Raw genomic sequence first — 22,135 nt, 5'->3', positions numbered from 1 at the left:
TGTATCCATTACTCTGGGTCAGCGCTGAGAGGACGCTTTACATGCTGTTACCACTTGCCAAGGAGCCATTCACCGCTCCGACAGATCGCGAGATGCTCCCTTCGGAGCGGCGCGAATTCGTTCGCACACATCGCACGTGCATCTTCGGCTACCGCCGCAAAAACGACGGCCCCGCCATGTCGGTCGTGTACTACATTCCCACCGACGATGGCGAGTTGCTGGTGTCCACAATGGCTGGACGCGGCAAGGCCCGGGTCATCGCTCGCGACGGCAAGGTGAGCTTGTGCGTTCTCGACGAACGTTGGCCCTTCGCCTATCTGCAGGTGTACGCCGACGCAGTGATCGAGCACGACCGCGACCTCGTCGTGGATGTGATGATGGCCGTCGCCGGGCGGATGTCGGGCGAACCGCTACCCGACGAAGGCCGCCCGGTTGTCGAGGCGATGGCCGAGAAAGAGGACCGCGTGGTCGTTCGCTGTCGGCCCTACGCGACGTTCGCCCAGCCGCCGCGGCACCTGTACCGCAACGACCAGGAAGAGCAGATCACCCATTGGGTTTCGGGCGTTGTCCCATGGGACGCGCCTGACCCGGCCTGAGGCGGCTTGCCCGTGACCCGAACGCTGTTGCGTGGGGCGCAGGTGATCACGATGTCGCCGCGCAGGCCCGACGCCGAACGCGTCGATGTCCTGATCGAGGGCAACCGCATCGTCGAGATCGGCGAGCAGATCGAGCGGCCCGACGTCGAAACCGTAGACTTGACGGGTCGCGTCATCATTCCCGGGCTGATCAATGCACACCTGCACACCTGGCAGAGTGCCCTGCGTCTGGCGGGCGCCGACTGGACGTTGTTGGAATACCTGCACCGCATGCACGGTGTCGTCGCCCAGCATTACACCCCGGACGACATCTACATCGGCAATCTCGCAGGGGCGCTGAATCAAATCAATTGCGGTACTACGACGCTCGGCGACTGGTGTCATAACAACCCCACACCCGAGCACACCGATGCCGCCGTCGAAGGGTTGCAGAAGTCCGGCATTCGCGCCGTCTTCTTGCACGGCACGCCGAGTCGTGCGCCAGACGTCCCTCATCCGCTGGCTGAGGTTGACCGGTTGCTTGACGGCCCGGCTCGGGCGCAGGAGTTGCTCACCGTCGGGATGGCGATCGCCGGCCCGCAACACTCGACTTCCGAGGTGGCGGTGGCAGATTTGCGTGCCGCCGACGAGCGCGACCTCGTCGCGTCGATGCACCAAAGTGGCGGCGAGCCGGCTGCTGCGTGGGAAGCCGTACGCAGCGCCGGACTGTTCGGGCCGCGGACCAACATTGTGCATGGCGCGAGCCTGAGCGTCGATTGGGTCGACATATTGGTGGGTGCTGGCGTCAGCTTTACCAGCACGCCGGAAAACGAACTCAGTCATGGCCATTGCACGCCGATCACCGGACAACTGCTGTGCCATGGCGCGGCACCATCATTGGGCACCGACACCGAGACCGCGGTATCTGGCGAAATCCTTACTGCAGCACGGATCGCGCTGGCGCATCAGCGCGGTCTCGACCACCAGCAACACCGACAAGCGACGGGCATGATGTCCGCAACGGCGTCGGTCACCAGTAAGCAGGCGCTGTCGTGGGCGACGGTCGAGGGCGCACGAGCACTGGGTCTGGCCGATGAGGTCGGCCGCCTCGAGCCAGGCATGCGGGCCGACCTGGTCGTTATCGACGCCCACGCGCTGAACCTTTGGCCCGCACACGATCCCGTCGCCACTGCGCTGCACGCCAGCCTTGCCAACATCGAAGCGGTGATGATCGCAGGCCGATGGCGCAAACGTGACCACTCCCTGATCGACGCAGACCTCGACGAGGTCAAGCACAAGCTGTGGGAATCGGGCACACGGCTTCTCCGTCAGGTGAATGCGATGTCAGGGCAATACGATGCGTAACCGCTCCCAGCCGCGGACGGTCGACGTCGGCGCCAGCTGCGCGGTCTGGTAGTCGATGTCCCATTCCGGCCAGCGGTTGAGTAACTCGTCGAGCGCGACCCGGCCTTCCAGGCGGGCCAGGTTCGCGCCCAGGCAATAGTGCAATCCCTTACCGAAGGTGAGGTGTGAGCCGTCGTTGCGGTGGATGTTGAACGTGTCTGGGTCGCTGAATCGGCGGGGGTCCCGGTTGGCCGCACCGAACAGCAGCAGCATTGCGCTGCCGGCCGGCACCGTCGTTCCGTAGCACTCGAAATCCCTTGCCATCCAACGGGCGACGTGCGGCCCGGTCGGTTCGAAGCGCAGCGTCTCGTCGACGGCGCGAGTCAGCAGCGAGCGGTCCTGGAATACATCGCGGCGTTGGTCGGGGTGCTCGGCGAACACCTTGGCCAGCCAGCCGATGAGCCGTCCCGTGGTCTCGTTGCCCGCACCCGCGACGACCTGGGTGTAGCGCAGCACCTCGTCGCGGGTCAGCTTGCGTGTCACGCCGTGCTCGTCTTCGAATTCGACGTTGAGCAATGCGGTCATCAAGTCGTCGGAAGGGTTCTTGGCCCGCCAGTCGATGTAGTCGGAGTAGATGCGCCCGTCGGCAATCCGGTCCGGGTCGGCCACCTTCATCGGCGCGCCTGCCTTGGTGCGCAGATTGGCGTCGTTGGCGTCGCGCACGCTGATCTGGTCAGACTCGGGAATGCCCAACAGCATTCCGATCACCCGCATCGGCATCATCGCGGCCAGTTCGGCGATGATGTCGAAGCCGTCGGAGCCGACCAGCGGGTCCAAACAGCCCACACAGTATCGGCGGATCTGGTCTTCGATCGCCGCCATCCGTCGCGGCGTGAAGACCCGCGACATCAGGCCGCGCAGCATCGTGTGCATCGGCGGGTCTTCGAACATCATGACGCCGGGCGGCATGTCGAAATCAGATTGGATGAGCTCGAGGATGTCGCCGCGGCTGTTGGAGAACGTTTCCCAGTTCGCCAGCGCCTTCTCGACGTCGGAATGCCGTGACAGCGCCCAGAAGTCGTAGCGCTCGTTGTAGTAGATCGGCGCTTCCTCACGAAGCCGCGCGTACACCGGATAGGGGTTGGCGACGATGCCGACGTCGTAGGGGTCGTAGTAGACGTCGGTCTCGTTGGAGATGGTCATGAGCACTTCTCCTGTAACCAGGTTACTGACGTAGCGTACCTGTCGGGGTGAACTCGATGTGCAACTCGGTCAGTCCCCGCAGCAAAAAGGTCGGTGCGTAGTGGTATTGACGGTCGCCGGCCGGGCCGTGCTTGGCCTCGCTGATCGCGATGTCGCGGGTCCGGTCGAGGAGCCGGTTGATGGTGACGTGCCCTTCGACTCGGGCCAGCGGGGCACCCGCGCAGGTGTGAATACCGCGGCCGAAGGCGATGTGCTCGCGTACGTTCTTCCGGTCGACCCGAAACTCGTTGGGATCGTCGAACTTCCGCGGATCGCGGTTGGCCGCGCCCAGGCACAGCATGAGCACCGTGCCAGCCGGGATATCCACCCCGCCCAGCGTGGTGGTCTTGCGTGCCAGCCGGAAGTCGACCTTGGTGGGGCTCTGCATGCGCAGGGCCTCTTCGATGAACGGGCCGACGAGGTTCCGGTCGGCGCGCAGGCGCTCCTGCAACTCGGGTTGGTCACCGAGAACCTGCACGGCCGAACTCAGCAGCTTGGTCACGGTCTCTTGTCCGGCGGCGAACAAAAAGGTGGCCGGTCTGACCACTTCCAGCAGCGGTGGCGTCGAACCGTCGGGGTAGGTAGCGGTGGCCAGGCCGGTGAGCACGTCGTCGCGGGGCCGTTCTCGCCGCTCGGCGATGTAGCCGCTGAACAGATCGTCAAGGTACTGCAGGGGATTGCTGCCGACGGGCTCGTGATCGAGGGCGCCGACCCTGGTGCCGGGCGCCGTCCCGGCTCCCAGGTTGCGACGAATCTCCGCGCGATCCTCGTCGGGCACCCCGAGCAGATCGGCTATTGCCAGCGTCGCGAACGGTTTGGCGTATTCCCCGAGGAATTCGCATCGGCCATTGCCGACGAACTCGTCGAGCTGCCGGTCTGCCAATTGCCAGATGTAGTCCTTGTTTTCCTGCAGCCGGCGAGGAGTCAGCAGACGGCCTAACAGCGACCGCGCCTTGTCGTGCTCAGGTGGGTCCATGACGACCATGTGCTCGAAGATCGGGAATTCGTGGCGATGTGCTTCGATCTGGTCGGTGATGTCGTCGCCCTCCGGCATGAACGGCAGCGGCGGAAACGGGCCGCCGATCGCGTTGACTGCAGAGAACGATTCGACGTCTTTGAACGCCGCCTGCACTTCCTGGTAGCCGGTGACGGCCACCACCCCGTAGTGCGGCTCCCGGAACACAGGCCCCTGACTGCGCAGAAAATCCCAGTACGCGTACGGGTCTTGCGCAATGTCGGCGTCGGTGAAGTAGTCGACGTCGGCCAGATCGGTCATGAGCTCAAACCCTTCACTGATCGATCGACCAAATTGGTAGGATGAGGTATGCCTACCACGGATCGCAGCCGACGGTCAAGCAAATCCGCGAGTCCGCGGAGCAAGAAGAACGGCGAGGTGAGCGCGCGCCGCAAGCTGATCGAGGCGACAGCCCGGGTCATGCGCGAAGAAGGCTACGCCGCAGCCACTTCCCGTCGGGTGGCCGCCGAGGCCGGCGTCAAGCAAGCCTTGGTCTATTACTACTTTCCGACGATGGACGACCTGTTCGTGGAAGTGCTGCGCACCGGCGCGGAGGCGGCGTTGACGCGGATGCGCGCCGTGTTGACCGACGACGATCCGATCCACGCGCTCTGGCTGCTGAACAGCGATCCCGCCGCGACAACGCTGAACGCCGAGTTCATGGCTTTGGCCAACCACCGCAAGGCAATCGGCGCTGAACTCAAGGCATACGCCGAACGCGTGCGCGACATCGAGACCGCCGCGGTGACCATGGTGCTGCGGGCCAACGGAATCGATATCGCCGAGTATCCACCGGTCGCGATCTCGATGCTGATCACACAGACGGCCCGCAGCCTGTGCAACGAGAGCGCCGTCGGTGTCACCCAGGGGCACGACGAGTTGCGCGCATTCGTCGAACGCCAGCTGGACCTGCTCAAGGCGCCCGCATCGGCACACGGTTGACACTCCGGCCGATTAGTGCGACGCTTCCTGATCGATCGACCAATAAATTAGCGAGGTGCGGGCATGGGCGGACGAGTCGAGGGCAAGGTTGCGTTCATCACCGGTGCGGCCCGAGGCCAGGGGCGTAGCCACGCGGTGCGTCTGGCCCAGGAAGGCGCGGACATCATCGCGGTCGACATCTGCAAGCCGATTAGCAGCAGCAGCGAGATTCCGCCGTCTACGCCGGACGATTTGGCCGAAACCGCCGACCTCGTCAAGGGGCTTGACCGTCGCGTCGTGACCGCGGAGGTCGATGTGCGTGACTACGACGCCCTGAAAGCGGCGGTGGACAGCGGGGTCGAGCAGTTGGGCCGGCTGGACATCATCTGCGCCAACGCCGGTATCGGCAACGGCGGGCAGACCCTGCACAAGACCAGCGAGGACGACTGGTGCGACATGATCGACGTCAACCTGTCCGGAGTCTGGAAAACCGTGAAAGCCGGTGTACCGCAAATGATCTCCCAGGGCCAGGGCGGCTCGATCATCCTGACCAGTTCGGTCGGTGGGCTCAAGGCCTACCCGCACACCGGTCACTACATCGCGGCTAAGCATGGGGTGGTGGGCCTGATGCGGACCTTTGCGGTCGAGCTTGGCCAGCACTTCATCCGGGTCAATTCCGTTCACCCCACCAACGTGAACACGCCGATGTTCATGAACGAGGGGACGATGAAGCTGTTCCGGCCGGACCTGGAAAACCCCGGCGCCGACGACCTCAAAGTGGCCGCCCAATTCATGCACGTGCTGCCGGTCGGATGGGTCGAGCCGGCGGACATCAGCAACGCGGTGTTGTTCCTGGCATCCGATGAATCCCGTTACATCACCGGCCTTCCGGTCACCGTCGACGCGGGCAGCATGCTCAAGTAGCGGGCATCCCGATGCGGATGTTCTTGGTCTGCAGGAATTCGTAGAGCCCCTCGAGGCCGCCCGTGCGACCGAAACCGCTGTGTTTGTAACCGCCGTACGGTCCCTGGGGCTGGATGTCGCTGAAGGTGTTGATCCAAATTGAGCCGGCCTCGAGTCTCCGCGCGACGCGGTGAGCGCGGCGCAGATCGTTCGTCTGGATAAAGGCGTTGAGTCCGAATCGCGTGTCGTTGGCCAAGTTAACGGCGTCGTTCTCGTCGCGAAACCGCATCACTGAGACGACCGGTCCGAATGTCTCCTTCTGAGCCAAGGCAGACCGGTTGTCGACGTCGGCGAACACGGTCGGTTCGATGTAGAAACCCTCGGCGAGTTCATCGCCGATCCGGTGCCCGCCCGCGACGAGTTCACCGCTCCGCTGGGTGATTGCGTCGTCGATGACCTCCATGATCCGCGTCGCTGCAGATTCGCTGACAACCGGCCCGAACAGCACGTCGGGGCGCAGCGGATCGCCGATCGGCGCGGACTGCACCGCAGTCAGGAATTTATCCAGGAACGTCTCGTAGATGCTGTCCTGGACCAGAATTCGGCTCGCGCAGGCACAGCTCTGACCAGACTGGGTCAGCGGCCCCTGGAACGCGGCCAGGGTGGCGGCGGCATCAAGGTCGGCGTCGGCGAACACGATGTTGGCCGACTTCCCACCGAGTTCGGCGATCACCGGGGTGAGATTGCTTGCGGCGGTCCGCAGTACCTGACGGGCGGTGTCATGCCCGCCGGTGAAGTGAATCTTTCCTATCCCGGGGTGGGCGACCAGAGCTTGCCCGCCCTCGGCTTTCGCCGGCACGACATTGACCAATCCCGGCGGCAGGCCCGCCTCGAGACACAACTCGCCGAAGCGCAACGGCGCCAACGGTGCCAGCTCGGATGGCTTGAGGACGACGGCGTTACCGGCGGCCAGAGCTGGTGCCACACCGGAACCGATGACGACCAACGGTCCGTTCCACGGTGTGATCACCGCGACCACGCCGTAGGATTCGCGTTCGACAATGTTGACGTCGAAGCTGCCGCTGACCGGGGTGCTCAACCCGTGGGCTTTGTCGACGTAGCCGGCGTAATAACGCAGAAACCGCTCGGTGACGATCGAATTGCCCGCCATCGCCACCGGCACCCCGTAATCGCAGGCGTTGATCGCTGTCAGCTCGGCGGCGTGCTCTGATACCAGGTCTGCCAACCCCACCAGCAGATCGCGACGCTGGTCCACCGAGTAGCCGACCCACTGACGCTGCGCGTCGCGGGCAACGGTGACGGCGCGGTCGATCTCAGCGGAACCGGCAAGCTCGACAGTGGCATTCGGCTGGCCGGTCCCCGGGTAGATGTGCGCGTGAGTGCCACCCGAGGCGCCCGTTATGCGCTCGTCTCCGATGAGCAGCGCACCGGACGGAAGCTCGATCACCGGATCACCGACGCGTCGTTGCCGGCCTCGTCGAGAACGCGTTGTTTCTGTTCGGCGACGACCTGGCTGAGGTGCATGGCCTTCGGCCATCCGTAGTAAGCGGCGAAATGCAGTGCTACTTCGTCTATTTCGTCGAAGCTCACATCGCAGCTCTTTAGCGCGGCGTAGACGTGGGACATGATCGGAATCGGCGCATCCTGAATCGCGACACACGTCACCGTGATCAGCCGGCGTTCCTTCATGCCGAGCCCTGGCCGCAGCCACATCTCGCCGAAGACGAAATTGAGGATGCCCGCTCCGGAGTAGGGGTTGTCGCGCGGTGGCACATAGGGGACGCAGTTGATCTCCCGGAACGAGTGTTCGCCGCCCGCCAGCCGCGCCTCCGGCTCGCTCGGCGTGGTGAGCGGCAGCAGTGGTTCGGCGGGCGGCACCGGTAGCCCGCGTTCGCGATGAATGCGGTCCCACTGCGCGTCGACGGCCATGTTGAACCGCGACGCCTTGGGCCAGCCGGCGTAGACCGCGAAATGCAAGACAGTTTCCCGTATTTCGGTGATTGAGAGGTCACCGCTGTTGAGTGCTGCGTAGACGTGCTGGTCGAGCGGTTCTTGGGCGTCGGCGGCCGCGACACAGGGGAGCGTGACGAACCGCCGGTCCCGTCGGCTCAGTCCGGGACGCGACCAGACGTCGCCGAAGACGAAGTCGATCAGCCCGGTTGCCGTCGCACTGGAATCATCGGGCGGCGCAAATGTCATCACCTCGGTGAACAGCCGCCGGCCGCGCTCAGAACGTTCCGTCGTCATCTGAGGGTGACACCTGCGTCGACTTTGAACTCCAGCCCCGTCACATACCGAGACTCGTCGGAGATCAAGAACAGCACCGCGTTGCTGACGTCGACGGGCTCCGCCATGATCGCGGGAAGGGCGTTCAGGAAGATGGGCACCAGGTCGGGCCGCTCCTCGGCGAGCAGGCTCTGCAGCGACTGCGGGCGCATACCGGTTTCGACACCGGTCGGGTGCACCGTGTTGACCCGAACATTCTGTGCGGCAAGCTCATTGGCCAGCGCGCGGCTCAACCCGACGACGCCGTGCTTGGACGCGGTATAGGGCAGGTGCAGCGGTGTGCCCTTGAGGCCGGCCGACGAGCTGATGTTCACCAGGCTGCCGCCGCGATCGACCAGATGCGGAAGTGCCGCGGCACAGGTGTTCCACGTCCCGATCAGGTTGACGTCGACGACGGTGCGCCACTGTTCGGCCGTGGTCTTGTCCCACGTTCCCACCGTCAGCACACCGGCATTGGCCACCGCGCCGTCCAGCCCGCCGAGTTCGGCGATCGCTTCGTCGACGGTCGCCCCCAGCGCTGCCGCGTCGCGCACGTCCACGATCTTGGTGACGGCACGGCGTTCATGCTTTTCGACGAGCCGAGCCGTCTCCGCAAGATCCTCTTCGGAGGCCAACGGGTATTCCAGTTCCGGCAGTGACTCGCAGATGTCGACCAGGATGACGTCGGCGCCCTCCTCCGCGAGGCGTACGGCGTGGCTGCGGCCCATGCCGCGTGCCGCGCCGGTGATCAGGACCCGCTTGCCGACTACCCGTCCTGTCATAATTTGTTGCAGAAGCCGGCGTCGACGGGGAATGTCACCCCGGTGACGTATTTGGCCTCATCGGAGACCAGGTATGCGATCGCCGCGCTGATGTCCTCGGGTTCCAGCATCTCGACCGGCATCGGATTTTGCAGGTGCGCACCGCCTTCGGGGAAGCTCTCCAAGAACTCGGTCATCGCTGGATTGACGGCCATCATGGTGCGGACTGCGGTGGGATGGACCGTGTTGACCCGAATACTGAAGGGCGCCAACGTGTTCGCCAGGGTGCGCATCAGCCCCACGATTCCGTGCTTGGAGGCGGCATAACCTAGCCCGCCGCCCTGCAGACCGCCGAACCCACGCAGCCCGGCCGTCGAGCTGGTGAACACGATCGCGCCGCCGTGCTGGCCGGCAAGAAGATGGGGGATGGCCGCCCAGGCAGTGTGGTAGGCGCCGTCGAGGTTCACCCCGATCGCCGCCCGCCACTGCGCCAGCTCCTCCTCGATGCTCAGCTGACGAAACGCCACCGGCGCGATTCCCGCGTTGGCGCACACGATGTCGAGCCGACCAAAATGCTCCACCCCGGCATCCAGCGCCGCCTTGACTTGGTGGAAATCGCGCACATCGGCGACGCTGCCCAGCATCTTGCCGCCTTCGGCCTCGACCAGCCCGATGGTTTCGTCGAGTTCCTCGCGGCTGGCCATCGCGTAGTGGTTGGCTTCGATGTCCGCGCAGATGTCGATGCCGATGATGTCGGCGCCGTCGCGGGCCAGCCGGACAGCGTGGCTGCGGCCCTGGCCGCGCGCCACACCGGTGATGAAGGCGACCTTGCCGTCCAAACCGCCCATCGGTCCTCGCTTCGTTGCGTTTGGGTAACCGGGTTACCGGGGTAGAGTAACCGGGTTACTCCAAGAGGGCAAGGGCATTTCAATGACCAGTGCAGCGCTGAGCAGCGACGAATCGGCCAGGCAGCGAGATCGGGTGCTCGACGTCGTCGTCGACATCTTGGAAACCGACGGCTACGACGCGGTACAACTGCGAGAAGTGGCACGGCGAGCCCGGACGTCGCTGGCCACCATCTACAAGCGATACGCCACTCGCGACGAACTGATCCTCGCCGCGCTCGACTGCTGGATGGACGAGAACCGGTACGCCGGGTTGACGGCGCAGACACACGACAGCGACGAGTCGCTGTATGCCGGGCTGATGCGGGTGCTGCGCACGATCTTCGAGCCGTGGGAGCAGCATCCCGCCATGCTCGAGGCGTATTTTCGGGCACGGACCGCGCCCGGCGGCGAGCGACTGATCCGCCGTGGTTTCGACGCCGTGCTACCGGTAGCGATGGCAGTGCTCGCCGATGTGGACGCCGAATTCGTCCACGACCTCGATACCGTCGTTTCGAGTCTGGTGTACGGGCTCGTGGGACGGTTTGCCGCCGGCGAGATCGAGGTGACGGAAATCGTGCCGGCTATCGACCGCGCCGTGTTCCGGTTGACCGCAGGTTATGAAGCGTCGCGCGCTAGTTCATGAGCCGGTCATCGCCGAGCGGATCACCTCCAGGTCGTGATCGTCGATCTTGAACACCCCGAAGCGAAACTTGTAGCCCCACCGAGCCTTATCCTCGATGAAGTCGAGTTGGTCGATCAGTGGCCGGATCGGCGTTTCGGTGCACTCGAGGAAGTCGACGTTGCGACGCCACGGCTCGAAGTCAGGCGTCATCTTCGCCTGATACGGCTGGTCATCGGCGACTTGGCCGATGGCGGTGAAGGCCTGAAGCGGCTCGCCGTCGGGGTAGTTGGTTTTCGGTGAGTAGAAGATGATCCAGTCACCCCGGGCCATCTTGCGCAGCATATGTGGCTTGCCGTGGTTGGCCTGCGTGAAGCGGCCGAGCACACCCTGTTCGACATGGTCACGGCTGACCGTATTGATCCAGTTCGTCATGACCGCATGCTAGGCGGGACCTCCGACACATCTGTCCGCTTGTGGCGGGGCTGTGGATAACTCAGCCGGCGTTCGTCAACCGCGCGATGCCCCGCATCACCGAGCGGCTTACCTCGTGCCGAACTCGTTTCATGGGTGACCGTGAGATCCGTTGTGGCGCCGCACCGAGTCGCGGAAACAACGCGAGCGCGTTGGTGCGCTCAATAGCGTTGCGCGATCCGCTGTCGAGACCGGGGTAGGTTTCCAGACCGGCGGCGAACAGCTTCCCGGCGGCAACCGGCGCAAACGGCCAGTCCGAGCCGAACGTAATGTGGCCGGGCTTGGCGAAGGCGAGCAGCGTGGGCAGTGCCGCGGCGCTCGACGACAGTGCGGTGTCGAAGTAGAAGCTGGAGAAGTCGTCGAGACAGTCGGCGGGGCTGGCACCCGTGTCGGCGGTGATGGCCAGCGCCATCCGATGGCTGGCGTACGGAACGAAGCCGCCGGCGTGGCTGAGGATGAACCGGATGTTCGGGTAGCGACGGCGGATCCCGTTGCGCACCAATAGGTATGCCGCACGAGTTGTATCCAGCAGAAAGTCGGCGGCAAAGGGAGAGATTCCTGCAACCGTGGGACCGGGCAGGTCGGCCGGATGGATGAACACCACGGCAGAGCGCGCATCCAGTGCAGCGAACAGCGGGTCCTGGCCGTCTTGACCCAGGTAGGTGCCGGCGTTGTTGGCGAGGAGCACCACGCCGTCGGCTTTCAACTCGTCCAGTGCGCGAACCGTTTCGGTAACGGACTCGTCGATGTGCGGCATCGGCACGGTGGCGAAGAAGCCGAACCGATCACGTTGGGCGGCGACGAGTTCGACGGTGTAGTCGTTGAGGTCACGAGCCAGGCTGGCGGCATCGGCGGATCCGGGCAGGAACGTCGTGCCCGGAGTGGAGACCGACAGGATGGCGGTGGCGATGTCAAGTTCAGCCATGGTTTGCAGTGCCGCCTCTGCGGTCCAGTCGGGCAGTGCGCGCCCACCGGCTTCGTCGATACCGGCTTTCTGCAGAGCTTTTCGATAATCGGGCGGGATCAGGTGGTGGTGGGTGTCGATGCGCAGCATGATCGCCTTCCGTTAGTCGTCGGGAATTCCTGTGCCGGATAGCGCCGGGATGGTGTCTTCGCGGTGTACAAGCGAGGTGGCCGCGGTCTTGAACTGAGCGAGCTTGTCGATGATCGTTTGACCTTCCGGGGTGTGGCCCCAGATGCTGATCCCTTGATAGGTGGTGGGTTCCCAGGTCTTTTCGTCGACGACGATCGGGTTCCACCCGACTTCCCATTCGAAACCCGACGGCGTCATCGCGTAATAGGACAGCTCACGGTCGTTGGTGTGCTGACCGACGGCCAGCGCCATGTGGAAACCGAGTTCTTTGACCCGTTGATAGGAGGCCGTCATGTCGTCGAGGTCGGCGACCTGGATGTTGAGGTGCTGAACACGGGTGCGAATTGGGTTGACGGGCAGTCGGTTGACTGCCGCTATGGCCATCGAGTGGTGGCGCTGATTAACCCGCAGGAACCGGATTTTGAACTTGAGCCCACTGATCGTCTCGTCGATGTAGTCGGACAGGCGCGCGTCGAACACCGTGTCGTAGTAGCCACGTACCTGGTGTGGGTTTTTCGTCGTGACCGCGACGTGTCCGATCCCGGCTTCGCCGGTGACGAAACCGCCGCCGACGCGCATGTTCAACGGGGTCTCACCGGCTCGAGCCCGGGTGAAGACTTCCTGTGCCAGCCCGTTGGGTCCCGGGAATCGCACCAGCCGCTCGATGCCTCGCAGCGCGGCTTCCTCCGCCGTGCCTTCGGTCACGGGCGCTCCCTGCCGGGTGACCCGCGCGATGACTTCGTCGAAGGTGTTGTGGTCGTCGAGTTGCCAACCCAGCGCTGTGACGTCTTCGGCCGGGCCGCGTCGCAGGAGGAAGCGGCATTCGTTTTCGTCGAGGCGAAATCGGATCACGTCGGATAGTGTCTCGTCGAGGTGCAGGCCGATGGCGTCGCGGCCGAAACGGCGCCAGTCCGCGAACTTGTCCGTTTCGATGACGACGTAGCCGAGGTGCACCTTGCCGAAGATGCTCATTGGTCGAAAACCGAAGGTGAGCTGAGGAATTCGGTGACGAGCTTGTTGAAGAGCTCGGCGCGTTCCCACTGCATCCAGTGGCCGGTGTGCGAGGTCATGACCAACTCGGCGTTGGGTAACAGGTTGAGCAGCATCGGTCCGCCGGTCGGCCGGTTGACCTTGTCGTCGCGACCCCACAACACCAGGGTCGGTGTCCGCAGCTGCTTGAGCCGGGAGTCCCGAGTGAGGTCCATGCGCCAGAGGGTTCGCAGCGCCGTCGGCCCGGAAGGGCGTTGCAGCGGTGGATTCGTCACCACCTCCGGATCGATCGAGGCCTTATAGCGCAGGTCGATCAGCTCGTCCGGAACCGAAGCCCCGTCGTAGACAAGGTAATTGCGGATGAACGCTGCCAATTTGCTGCGGCTCGGTCCGTCGCCACCGTAGTACGACAGCAGGCTCTTCAGCCCGGCAGTCGGGACACCGCGTGTGGTGCCGATGCCACCGGGACCCATCAGCACCAGCTTCTCGACACGGTGCGGAGTGTCCAGCGCTAGTCGTAGCGCGGCCGCGCCACCGTAAGAGTTGCCGACCAAATGTGCTGTGTCGATACCGAGTTCGTCGAGCATGCCGCGGATCATGTTGGCGAGGTAGCCGAAGGGGTCGTCCTGGTCGACGCCTTTGCATGATCGGCCGTAGCCCGGCATGTCGGGCACGATCAGCCGGAAGCGTGCCCCGAGCGCGTCAATGTTGCTGGAGTAGTTGGAAACACCGGAGGCGCCGGGCCCGCCGCCGTGCAGCATGACCACGGCGGGCCCGCTGCCGGTTTCGGCTACGAAGATCGGCTTGCCGGCGACGGTGATGGTGCGTTCGGTCAACTTGTAGGCCGTCATGCGGTGGCCTCAGTCGCGATGCGGATGTCGGGCGGTAGGGGCAGCGGTTGACCGGATTCGGCTGCGGCATAAATGAATCCGTCGGGCCGCAGTACGACGGCTGCGGCCTTCTTTCGTCGTAGCCAATCGACCAGTATGGGTTCGGTGATCTGAAGAGATGGGACGCCCAGGTCGGCCCAAGGGTGCGCGCCCGCCGGGAGCTCACCGACATGCAGGAGCGTCCACCGCCCACCGAGGACGTCGTCGAGGCGAACGGTGGCGCCGGTCGCGTCCGTCACCCACGGCTGTGGGATCTGCCATCCGACGGCCGGGTGCGTGGGTGCTGCGAAGAAACCTTCTCGGTAGCGGGCGTCGGGGATCCAGGTCAGTCGCTGAACGCGGACGTCCAGACCGGGCAGGCGGGTGAGCGCCCGCAATACATGGTTACGCACCGCGGCGATGGCTCGATTGCGCTCGGTGATGATCCGGCCGGCGAAGCACGCCCGCCGGGTGACCTCGATGACGTGGGGTTTGCGTTCGGATTGATAGGAGTCGAGGAGCGACTCGGGCGCTCGTCGCTGGACGACGGCGGCTAGTTTCCAGCACAAGTTGGCGACGTCGCGGACTCCGGCGGACATACCTTGGCCGATCCATGGCGGCATGGCGTGCGCGGCATCCCCGGCCAGAAACACGCGGCCGACCCGCCAGCGGTCTGCGACACGGACGTGGTGGCTATAGATCACGGCCCGCAGGATCTTGACGTTCTCGCGGGTGACGCCCTGATCTTCCAACACTTTCCAGATGGCCTCCTCGCGCAGCAGCTCGTCATCGTCTTCGCCTGTGCGTGCGGGGTATTCCCAGCGGTGGTGGCCGAGCGGCGTCGGACAGTCGACCGTCGGCCGGGCCGGATTGCAGTGGAACCGCAACCGGTCGTGGGCGTCCCATTCCTTGAGGACCTTGGTGTCGATGACGACCCAACGCTCGGCGTAGGTGCGCCCGGTGTAGCCGACGCCTAGCTGGCCGCGGGTTGGCGAGGACCCACCGTCGGCGGCAATCACATAAGACGCGCGAAACCGCTTGAAGGTGTCGGTACGTAAGTCGGCCAGCATGAGCTCGACCTCGTCGCCCTTAGGCAGCACGCGCAGGCATTCGTGCTCCAAGAGCACATCGACACCTGCGAAGCGCTGCACCCCCTCGCGCAGGACGTGGTCGACCGCGGGTTGATACAAGAACTGTTGCGGCGGATGCCCCGCGCCGCGAGGAGCGATCTTCAAGTCGATGAACGGCACACCGTCGGCGTCGACAAAATTCAGCGGGCGGTCAGGCAGCATGTCCTGCTGCAATCGGTCCGCCAGACCGACGGACTGCCATATCCGCATCACTTCCTCGTCGGTCGAGATCGCCCGCGCGCGGCCATACACATCGGAATCACGCTCGATCACAACGACTTTCAGGCCGGCCTGGCCCAACAGGTTCGCGGCGGTGGCACCGGTGGGCCCGTAGCCGATCACCGCTACGTCATAGCTATCTGAAGTGGTCACGATGTCTCTCGTCGTCGAGGGCTTGTTCTGTAGTGATCACTACGGTAATGTAGCGATCACTACGGAGTCAAGAGGAGACCTGAATGGCACCAAAGGACCAGCCGAAGCGCCGTCGGCAGCGGGCCGACGGGGCATTGTCGCGTGAGCGAATCCTCGATGCCGCCACCGAGATCGCCGCGGAGCGTGGCTATGAAGGCACCAGCATCGCACTGGTCAGCGCCAAGTGCGGCTTGCCTGCCAGTTCCATCTACTGGCACTTCAAGGACAAAGACGACCTGATCGCCGCGGTCATCGAGCGCAGCTTCGCCGGCTGGCTGAAGGCCTGGCAGGTCCCCGACGAAGGCGCCGCAGATGACCGCGTTGTGAGCATGGCGATGCAAATCGCGAAGGCCCTGCTGGACTCGCCCGACTTCATTCGCCTCGGGCTGATGCTGGCGCTGGAACGCCGCCCGGTCGAGCCGCGAGCGCGGGCGATGTTCCTCCAAGTCCGGGCGCAAACGCGGGATCAGCTTGCCGCCACCCTGGCGGAACTCGGCCCAGGGCTCACCGACGCCCAGATCGACCAACTGGTCACCTACGCGATTGCCGGCGCCGACGGGCTGTTCATCGCCAAGGAGATCGGCGGCGACGCTGTGGACCTGATCGCGCTGTTCGAATTGCATGCCCACGCGCTTTACGACACCGCCGCGCGGCTGCTATCCGAGAGCGCCAGCCAATGACCCTGACACGCAACGTGATCCAAGAGACTGCCGATCTGCTGTATGCGGCCCAAACCAGTCGAACGCCGATTGGTCCGCTCACTGAGCGCCATCCGGGGCTAACCGTGGCCGATGCCTATGCCATCCAGCAGGTCAATCTGCGACGCCGGCTCCGCGACGGGCGCGTACTGGTGGGCCACAAGATCGGCCTCACCTCCGAGTCCATGCAAACGTTGCTCGGAGTCGACGAACCCGACTTCGGCCACCTCCTCGACGACATGGTGCTCGCCAACGGATCGGCGGTGCCGGCCGTTCAATTCTGCGCGCCGCGGGTCGAGCCCGAGGTCGCCTTCCTGCTCCGTGCGCCGTTGCGTGGACCCGGGGTCACGGTCGATGACGTACAAGCGGCAACTGAAGCGGTCGCCGTCGCGCTCGAGATCGTCGACAGCCGCATCGCCGACTGGAAACTGACCTTGCCCGACACCGTCGCCGACAACGCCAGCTCGGGCGCCGTCGTCCTCGGTAACTGGATGCCCTACGAGAGGCTTGACCTTCCCAGTGCGCGGGCATCGTTGTGGCTCAACGGATCCGAAATAGATACGGGTCTAGGCACTGCGGTGATGGGGGATCCGGGCGCGGCCGTCGCGTGGCTGGCCAACGCACTGGCACCCTTCGGCACCGAGATCCTACCCGGGCAATTCGTCATCTCCGGATCGATCACCTGTGCTCCGTTCGTACACCCCGGCGACGACGTCGCCGCCACCATCAGCGGCCTCGGCGCGGTGTCGCTGAGCTTCACGTAAGGCAAAACCATGGGTACCGAGCTTGACCTCACTTTGTCAGCCACCGCGCCGATCGTCACCGCGGTGGCGCGCAGCGGAACTGTGTCGTATGCGGAGATCGTGTCGTCGATTTCCTCGAAGTCGGCCAGCCCCTGCACTCGCGCCAACGTCGACGACTTCATCGAAACCACCGCGGCCGCATTGCAAGTCGTCGGGGGAGCGCAGCGCGCCAAGGCGGTCATGGTCCTCAACTCCGCCGACCCGCCCATCATGATGCGCACCACGGTCTATTGCCTCGTCAACGGGGACGCTGACCATCAGCAGATCGAGAGCGACGTGCTCGCGACGGTCGAAAGTGTGAGAAAGTCCGTGCCCGGTTACCGGCTGAAGCAGCGTATTCAGTTCGAAACGTTCAGCTCTGCGAACCCGTTGCACATTCCCGAGACCGGCAAGTTCACGGGCTCCCGGGTGAGCGTTCTGCTCGAACTCACGGGTGCCGGAGCCACGTGATGATCTACATCAGCGATGTCACCCTGCGCGATGGCATGCATGCTGTGCGCCACCAATACAGCATCGAGCAAGCCGTAACCATTGCCGCGGCGCTGGACGCCGCCGGGGTGGACTCCATCGAGGTCGCGCATGGCGACGGGCTGGGCGGATCCAGCTGTGTCTACGGTTTCGGCGCCCACACCGATCTGGAATGGATCGAAGCCGTTGCCGCCGTTGTTCAAAACGCGAAGATCGCCACGCTGGTGTTGCCCGGCATCGGCACCGTGCGCGAGCTGAACGACGCACACAGCGCGGGTGCCGACGTCGTGCGGGTGGGCACGCACTGCACCGAAGCCGACATCTCCGCCAAGCACATTGCTGCGGCGCGCGAACTCGGGATGGATACCGTCGGATTCCTCATGATGAGCCACATGGCCCCGCCCACGGCACTGGCCGGTCAGGCCAAGCTCATGGAAGGATACGGCGCCACCTGTATCTATGTCGTCGACTCCGGCGGCGCCATGACCATGGGCGACGTCGCCGACCGCGTCGACGCGCTGCGCCAAAGCCTGCTACCCACAACGGAAATCGGTATCCATGCTCACCACAATCTGTCGCTGGGTGTCGCCAATTCGATCGTCGCCGTCGAGCACGGCGCATCCCGCGTCGACGCTTCACTGACGGGCATGGGCGCCGGCGCCGGCAACGCACCGCTGGAGGTGTTCATTGCGACGGCCGACCGGCTGGGCTGGCAGCACGGCTGCGATCTTCATGCCCTTCAGGACGCCGCCGACGATATCGTCCGCCCTCTGCAACAGCGACCGGTGCGCGTCGACCGCGAAACTCTCACACTCGGCTACGCCGGCGTGTACTCCAGCTTCTTGCGCCATGCCGAAACTGCCGCAACACGTTACGACATCGACGCCCGGACCCTTCTCGAAGAGGCCGGTCGCCGCGGACTGGTCGGCGGACAGGAAGACATGCTCATCGACATCGCACTTGACTTGACCGCCGAGAGGAGTAGCAGATGAGCGGCATAGTCGACGGCCACCACGACCTGCACAGCGAACACGGTCCCCGACGAGGCGAACACCCGGGCCGAGCCCGAAGCCCGGTAATCAAAGTCCACGACCTTGCCTGGCTGGAATTTCAGAAGCCGGATCTGATTCGCGCCGAGGCGTTCGCGCGGACGTTCGGCTTCACGACGCTGTTGCGCACCGACGACGAGCTGCACTTGCGCGGCACCGACGCCGGCGGTCCCTGCGTGCTCATCCGGCGTGGCCATCGGTCGCGGTTTGCCGGAATGGCCTTCAGGGCTGCCGACGAGGCCGACGTCCGGCGGCTGGCCAACGCCACCGGCGCGCCAACGCGAACATTGCCCGAGACCCTTGGCGGACTTGCCGTGGATTTGGTTGATCCAAGCGGTATTCCGGTTAAGGTGGTCGCCGACATCCACGAAGCCGAAGCGCTTCCGGCACAAACGGCGCACACCTTCAACTTCGGTCACGAGCTGCGGCGCGCCAACCGCACCCAGCGGCCGCCCCGCGAACCCGCGCGGGTGCAACGGCTCGGGCATCTGGTCTTGCAGACGACGAAGTATCGCGAGGCGCTGGACTGGTATTTGGATCACCTGGGGATGATCGTCAGCGACTTCCTGTACTTCCCCGGTGAGCGTGACCGCGGCCCGGCGATGAGTTTCATCCGCTGCGACCGCGGACAGATGCCCACCGACCATCACACGCTGGCCATCGCGCTGGGGCCGGGCAACCGCTATGTGCATTCTGCTTACCAGGTCTGCGACCTCGACGCGCTGGCAGCGGGCGGTGAGTATCTGAAAGGCCATGGCTATCAACGATCCTGGGGCATCGGCCGCCATATCCAGGGCAGCCAGATATTCGACTACTGGCGTGATCCGGACGGCTTCCTGGTGGAGCATTTCACCGACGGCGACATGTTCGACTGCACGCTTGAGCCGGGCTGGGCACCGTTCACCGCGTCCGGGCTAGCGCAGTGGGGCCCTCCGGTGACCAAAGACTTTCTCGGCATCAACCCCAAAGCCATTCCGCACGAGGCGCTCTCGATGATCAACGGACTTCGCCACGACAACGAATTCGACATCAAGCGCCTCATCGGGCTGATGAAAGTAGCCAACTCATGACGATCTCGATCCTGCGCACCGACGACGCCTGGTGGGTCGCGACGGCGAGCGGGGCGGCCAAGATCGCCACCCGGGCCGCCACGACCCGCGAGCTGCTGGCCGACCGCGCGGCCATTGATGCCGCAGCATCGGGCGCCGAAACGGTGCCGCTCGATACTTTGAAACTGCTGTCCCCGGTGACGGCTCCGTGCCGGGTAGTGGCGCAGATGACCAACTACGCTTCCCACGTCAAAGACGCCGGGATGGATCCCAAGTCGATTCCCTTGACGTTCTTCCGTAAGACCTCAGGTTCGATCAGCGGGCCCTTCGACGACATCGTCAAGCCGGAACACGTCCGGTTCCTGGACTACGAGGTGGAGATAGGCCTGGTCATCGGGCGTGAGTTGCCGGTGGGCACCACCATCACCGACGCGGACCTGCCGGACTACGTCGCGGGACTCGTCGTCACCAACGACGTGTCCGCGCGCGATGTGCAGCTTCCCAAAACCCAGTTCTACGAGTCGAAGTCGTACCCGACGTTCACCCCGGTCGGTCCCCGCCTGCTGCTGCTGGACCGCGACGAACTCAAGCGCTTCGCGGACTTGCGGCTTCGACTGAAAGTCAACGGCCAGCTCCGTCAGGACATGGTCGTGGACGGTGACATGCTCTACCCGCCGGTGCAGGCGCTTCAAGCGTTGACGCGGTTTCAGCGCCTCGACCCAGGCGATCTGGTGTTGACCGGAACTCCCGTCGGCACCGCGCTCAGTGCCCCGCCCAAACCGATCGAGATCGTCGGCTCGCTACTACCGCCCGCGGTCAAATGGAAGGCGTTCTTCAGCCGGCAAGCCAAAAACCCGAAGTACCTGCGCGACGGCGACGTCGTCGAGACCAGCGTCGCGACCGACGACCACACGATTGACCTGGGCATACAGCGCAACACGGTGAGATACGCCTAACTCACGGAAAAGTGTCCTGACCACCGCTGTGTGCGTCGTAGCATTGAGAACCATGAGTGAGCAGGTATGGAACTTCGCCGGCATCGAAGGCGGAGCCAGTGATCTTCAGGCTGCGGTCCAGACCACCCACGGCCTGCTCGACGAGGGCAGGGGTTCGCTCACCACGCTGATGGCGGCGTGGACCGGGTCCGGTTCGGAGGCCTACCAGGCGGTGCAGACCAGATGGGATCGCACCGCGACCGAACTGAACGACGCGCTGCAGAACCTGGCGAACACGATCAGCGAGGCGGGCCAGGCAATGGCCCAGACCGAAGGCGCGGTCACCGGACTCTTCAGCTAGCCCCGAGTGTGCGGCCTGCCGCTCACTTGAGTTCGGCCGAACTCAGCCCCAGCAGCCGTCGCGCCACCACCAGCTGCTGGATCTGCTGCGTGCCCTCGAAGATGTCCATGATCTTCGAATCGCGCGCCCACTTCTCCAGCAGGCTCTGCTCGGAATAGCCTGCGGTGCCGGCCAACTCGACGGCCTTACACGTGATGTCGCTGCCTACTCGGCCGGCCTTGGCCTTGGCCATCGACGCTTCTTTGGAGTTGGGGATGCTGTTGTCGGCCTGCCACGCCGCGCGCAACGTCAGCAGGTAGCTGGCCTCCCAGTCGGCCTCCATCCGCAAAAACTCTGCGGCCGCGGCGCTTTGGGCGTGCGACGGCTTGTCATAGGAGATCTCGACGCCCGCGTTGGTGAGGATCTTGCGCAGCTCTTCCAGCGCGGCGCGGGCAACACCCACGGCCATGGCGGCGACGACCGGCCGGGTGTTGTCGAAGGTCTCCATAACCCCGGCGAACCCTTTGCCGGGCTCGATTTCCGGGTTGCCGAGCAGGTTCTCCTTCGGGATGCGCACATTGTCGAACCGGATCACGGCGGTGTCGGAGCCTTTGATACCCAACTTGTTCTCGAGCCGTTCGACCGTGACACCAGGATGCTCGCGCGGAACGATGAACGACTTGATCGCCGGGCGGCCCTTCGACTTGTCCAGCGTCGCCCACACCACGATGTGCGTGGCCCGCGAACCGGCGGTGACGAAGATTTTCTCGCCGTTGATCACGTATTCGTCGCCGTCCAGTTTGGCGGTCGTCGACACGGCCGCCGAATCGGACCCGAAGCCCGGTTCGGTGATGGCCATCGCCGCCCACACCTTGCCCAGGCGTTTCAGCTGTTCGTCGGTGGCCACACCGGAGATCGCCGCGTTGCCCAGCCCTTGATAGGGCATCGACAGCATCATCGCGGCGTCACCCCAACTGGCTTCCAACGCTTGCAGCACCGCTGCCATGTTGGCGCCGTTGCGGTTTTCGTCCTTGCTTTCGCCTGCCCGGAATGCCTCGGCGCCAGAGAGACCCAGGCCGTTGGACTCGACGGCTCCCTCGAACAGGTTGGCCAGCGTGTCGAGCTCGACGGGGTAGGCGTGCTCGTTCAGGTCGTATTTACGGGCGATCGGCCGCATCATCTCGGCAGCGCCCTGGTGCGCCTTGTCGATGACGGCGTGCATCTTCTTGGGAAGTTCCAAATTGATTGCCATGATGGGTCTTTCGGTTGTCGG

The 22,135-nt window shown here is 64.6% G+C and carries 23 protein-coding genes and 1 pseudogene; 12 read left to right on the top strand and 12 right to left on the bottom strand.

The features are described from left to right. Positions 1 to 41: 41 nt before the first annotated feature. Together G6N47_RS00720 and G6N47_RS00715 are read left to right on the top strand one after the other, a co-directional pair. On the top strand, positions 42 to 596 hold the full coding sequence (locus G6N47_RS00720) for a pyridoxamine 5'-phosphate oxidase family protein (protein WP_083129749.1): 555 nt from the start codon (positions 42 to 44) through the stop codon (positions 594 to 596). Between the two features lie 12 nt (positions 597 to 608). After that, positions 609 to 1,940, top strand: a complete 1,332-nt coding sequence (locus tag G6N47_RS00715; protein ID WP_083129748.1) for an amidohydrolase family protein — start codon at positions 609 to 611, stop codon at positions 1,938 to 1,940. Here the strand turns inward: G6N47_RS00715 and G6N47_RS00710 are convergent. Together G6N47_RS00710 and G6N47_RS00705 are read right to left on the bottom strand one after the other, a co-directional pair. Further along, positions 1,920 to 3,122 (bottom strand): cytochrome P450, encoded by a 1,203-nt coding sequence (locus G6N47_RS00710; RefSeq protein WP_083129747.1) that lies wholly within the window; start codon positions 3,120 to 3,122, stop codon positions 1,920 to 1,922. The two genes, G6N47_RS00715 and G6N47_RS00710, sit on opposite strands and share 21 nt — an antisense overlap. A gap of 22 nt (positions 3,123 to 3,144) precedes the next feature. Further along, positions 3,145 to 4,437, bottom strand: a complete 1,293-nt coding sequence (locus G6N47_RS00705; RefSeq protein ID WP_083129746.1) for a cytochrome P450 — start codon at positions 4,435 to 4,437, stop codon at positions 3,145 to 3,147. A gap of 135 nt (positions 4,438 to 4,572) precedes the next feature. Here G6N47_RS00705 and G6N47_RS00700 point away from each other — a divergent pair, with 135 nt between their 5' ends. Together G6N47_RS00700 and G6N47_RS00695 are read left to right on the top strand one after the other, a co-directional pair. Next, entirely contained in the window at positions 4,573 to 5,118 is a 546-nt protein-coding gene (locus tag G6N47_RS00700) for a TetR/AcrR family transcriptional regulator (RefSeq protein WP_232080291.1), read from the top strand. Between the two features lie 63 nt (positions 5,119 to 5,181). Beyond that, positions 5,182 to 6,021 (top strand): mycofactocin-coupled SDR family oxidoreductase, encoded by an 840-nt coding sequence (locus tag G6N47_RS00695; RefSeq protein WP_083129744.1) that lies wholly within the window; start codon positions 5,182 to 5,184, stop codon positions 6,019 to 6,021. Here the strand turns inward: G6N47_RS00695 and G6N47_RS00690 are convergent. The 4 genes from G6N47_RS00690 to G6N47_RS00675 are packed head-to-tail and all read right to left on the bottom strand — an operon-like array spanning position 6,014 to position 9,895. Further along, on the bottom strand, positions 6,014 to 7,468 hold the full coding sequence (locus G6N47_RS00690; protein WP_372517490.1) for an aldehyde dehydrogenase family protein: 1,455 nt from the start codon (positions 7,466 to 7,468) through the stop codon (positions 6,014 to 6,016). The genes G6N47_RS00695 and G6N47_RS00690 overlap by 8 nt on opposite strands. Beyond that, complete coding sequence (locus tag G6N47_RS00685) at positions 7,465 to 8,268, bottom strand: carboxymuconolactone decarboxylase family protein (protein ID WP_083129742.1); 804 nt, start codon at positions 8,266 to 8,268, stop codon at positions 7,465 to 7,467. Before G6N47_RS00685 ends, G6N47_RS00690 begins: the two co-directional genes overlap by 4 nt. After that, on the bottom strand, positions 8,265 to 9,068 hold the full coding sequence (locus G6N47_RS00680; RefSeq protein ID WP_083129741.1) for a mycofactocin-coupled SDR family oxidoreductase: 804 nt from the start codon (positions 9,066 to 9,068) through the stop codon (positions 8,265 to 8,267). The genes G6N47_RS00685 and G6N47_RS00680 overlap by 4 nt, the downstream gene beginning before the upstream one ends. Further along, positions 9,065 to 9,895, bottom strand: a complete 831-nt coding sequence (locus G6N47_RS00675) for a mycofactocin-coupled SDR family oxidoreductase (protein ID WP_083129740.1) — start codon at positions 9,893 to 9,895, stop codon at positions 9,065 to 9,067. Before G6N47_RS00675 ends, G6N47_RS00680 begins: the two co-directional genes overlap by 4 nt. Positions 9,896 to 9,977: 82 nt before the next feature. On the opposite strand from G6N47_RS00675, the gene G6N47_RS00670 reads away from it, so the two are divergent. Next, on the top strand, positions 9,978 to 10,577 hold the full coding sequence (locus G6N47_RS00670) for a TetR family transcriptional regulator (RefSeq protein WP_083129739.1): 600 nt from the start codon (positions 9,978 to 9,980) through the stop codon (positions 10,575 to 10,577). On the opposite strand, the gene G6N47_RS00665 is transcribed toward G6N47_RS00670, so the two are convergent. From G6N47_RS00665 to G6N47_RS00645, 5 genes are all read right to left on the bottom strand, one after another. Continuing rightward, entirely contained in the window at positions 10,572 to 10,988 is a 417-nt protein-coding gene (locus G6N47_RS00665) for an EVE domain-containing protein (RefSeq protein ID WP_083129738.1), read from the bottom strand. The two genes, G6N47_RS00670 and G6N47_RS00665, sit on opposite strands and share 6 nt — an antisense overlap. Before the next feature lie 61 nt (positions 10,989 to 11,049). Next, entirely contained in the window at positions 11,050 to 12,081 is a 1,032-nt protein-coding gene (locus G6N47_RS00660) for an amidohydrolase family protein (protein ID WP_083129737.1), read from the bottom strand. Positions 12,082 to 12,093: 12 nt separating this feature from the next. Continuing rightward, positions 12,094 to 13,092: a VOC family protein gene (locus tag G6N47_RS00655; RefSeq protein WP_083129736.1), complete on the bottom strand. Its 999-nt coding sequence runs from the start codon at positions 13,090 to 13,092 to the stop codon at positions 12,094 to 12,096. Next, positions 13,089 to 13,961, bottom strand: a complete 873-nt coding sequence (locus G6N47_RS00650) for an alpha/beta fold hydrolase (protein WP_083129735.1) — start codon at positions 13,959 to 13,961, stop codon at positions 13,089 to 13,091. Before G6N47_RS00650 ends, G6N47_RS00655 begins: the two co-directional genes overlap by 4 nt. Next, positions 13,958 to 15,481 carry a bifunctional 3-(3-hydroxy-phenyl)propionate/3-hydroxycinnamic acid hydroxylase gene (locus G6N47_RS00645; RefSeq protein WP_083129734.1) on the bottom strand — a complete coding sequence of 508 codons (1,524 nt, stop codon included), beginning with the start codon at positions 15,479 to 15,481 and terminating at the stop codon, positions 13,958 to 13,960. Before G6N47_RS00645 ends, G6N47_RS00650 begins: the two co-directional genes overlap by 4 nt. A gap of 83 nt (positions 15,482 to 15,564) precedes the next feature. Here G6N47_RS00645 and G6N47_RS00640 point away from each other — a divergent pair, with 83 nt between their 5' ends. The 7 genes and pseudogenes from G6N47_RS00640 to G6N47_RS00610 all read left to right on the top strand — a co-directional run bounded on the left by G6N47_RS00640 (position 15,565) and on the right by G6N47_RS00610 (position 20,883). Continuing rightward, positions 15,565 to 16,200 carry a TetR/AcrR family transcriptional regulator gene (locus G6N47_RS00640; RefSeq protein WP_083129733.1) on the top strand — a complete coding sequence of 212 codons (636 nt, stop codon included), beginning with the start codon at positions 15,565 to 15,567 and terminating at the stop codon, positions 16,198 to 16,200. Further along, the gene (locus G6N47_RS00635; protein ID WP_083129732.1) at positions 16,197 to 16,982 is read left to right on the top strand and encodes a 2-keto-4-pentenoate hydratase; all 786 of its coding nucleotides are present in this window, start codon (positions 16,197 to 16,199) and stop codon (positions 16,980 to 16,982) included. The genes G6N47_RS00640 and G6N47_RS00635 overlap by 4 nt, the downstream gene beginning before the upstream one ends. A 39-nt stretch (positions 16,983 to 17,021) precedes the next feature. Continuing rightward, positions 17,022 to 17,459, top strand: a pseudogene (locus G6N47_RS00630) (acetaldehyde dehydrogenase (acetylating)); the annotation flags it as partial. A gap of 11 nt (positions 17,460 to 17,470) precedes the next feature. Beyond that, positions 17,471 to 18,481 (top strand): 4-hydroxy-2-oxovalerate aldolase, encoded by a 1,011-nt coding sequence (dmpG, locus tag G6N47_RS00625; RefSeq protein ID WP_083129730.1) that lies wholly within the window; start codon positions 17,471 to 17,473, stop codon positions 18,479 to 18,481. Further along, positions 18,478 to 19,608, top strand: a complete 1,131-nt coding sequence (locus G6N47_RS00620; RefSeq protein ID WP_083129729.1) for a VOC family protein — start codon at positions 18,478 to 18,480, stop codon at positions 19,606 to 19,608. The genes dmpG and G6N47_RS00620 overlap by 4 nt, the downstream gene beginning before the upstream one ends. Further along, complete coding sequence (locus G6N47_RS00615) at positions 19,605 to 20,543, top strand: fumarylacetoacetate hydrolase family protein (protein ID WP_083129728.1); 939 nt, start codon at positions 19,605 to 19,607, stop codon at positions 20,541 to 20,543. The genes G6N47_RS00620 and G6N47_RS00615 overlap by 4 nt, the downstream gene beginning before the upstream one ends. A gap of 52 nt (positions 20,544 to 20,595) precedes the next feature. Continuing rightward, complete coding sequence (locus G6N47_RS00610) at positions 20,596 to 20,883, top strand: WXG100 family type VII secretion target (protein ID WP_083129727.1); 288 nt, start codon at positions 20,596 to 20,598, stop codon at positions 20,881 to 20,883. Positions 20,884 to 20,905: 22 nt separating this feature from the next. Here the strand turns inward: G6N47_RS00610 and G6N47_RS00605 are convergent, their stop codons facing one another. Next, the gene (locus G6N47_RS00605; protein WP_083129726.1) at positions 20,906 to 22,114 is read right to left on the bottom strand and encodes an acyl-CoA dehydrogenase family protein; all 1,209 of its coding nucleotides are present in this window, start codon (positions 22,112 to 22,114) and stop codon (positions 20,906 to 20,908) included. Between the last annotated feature and the right edge of the window lie 21 nt (positions 22,115 to 22,135).

It is taken from the genome of Mycobacterium branderi (assembly GCF_010728725.1).
GTDB classification, from domain to species: domain Bacteria; phylum Actinomycetota; class Actinomycetes; order Mycobacteriales; family Mycobacteriaceae; genus Mycobacterium; species Mycobacterium branderi.
Note: the sequence above shows the minus strand (reverse complement) of the source record. Positions and strands in the feature narration are given on the sequence as shown.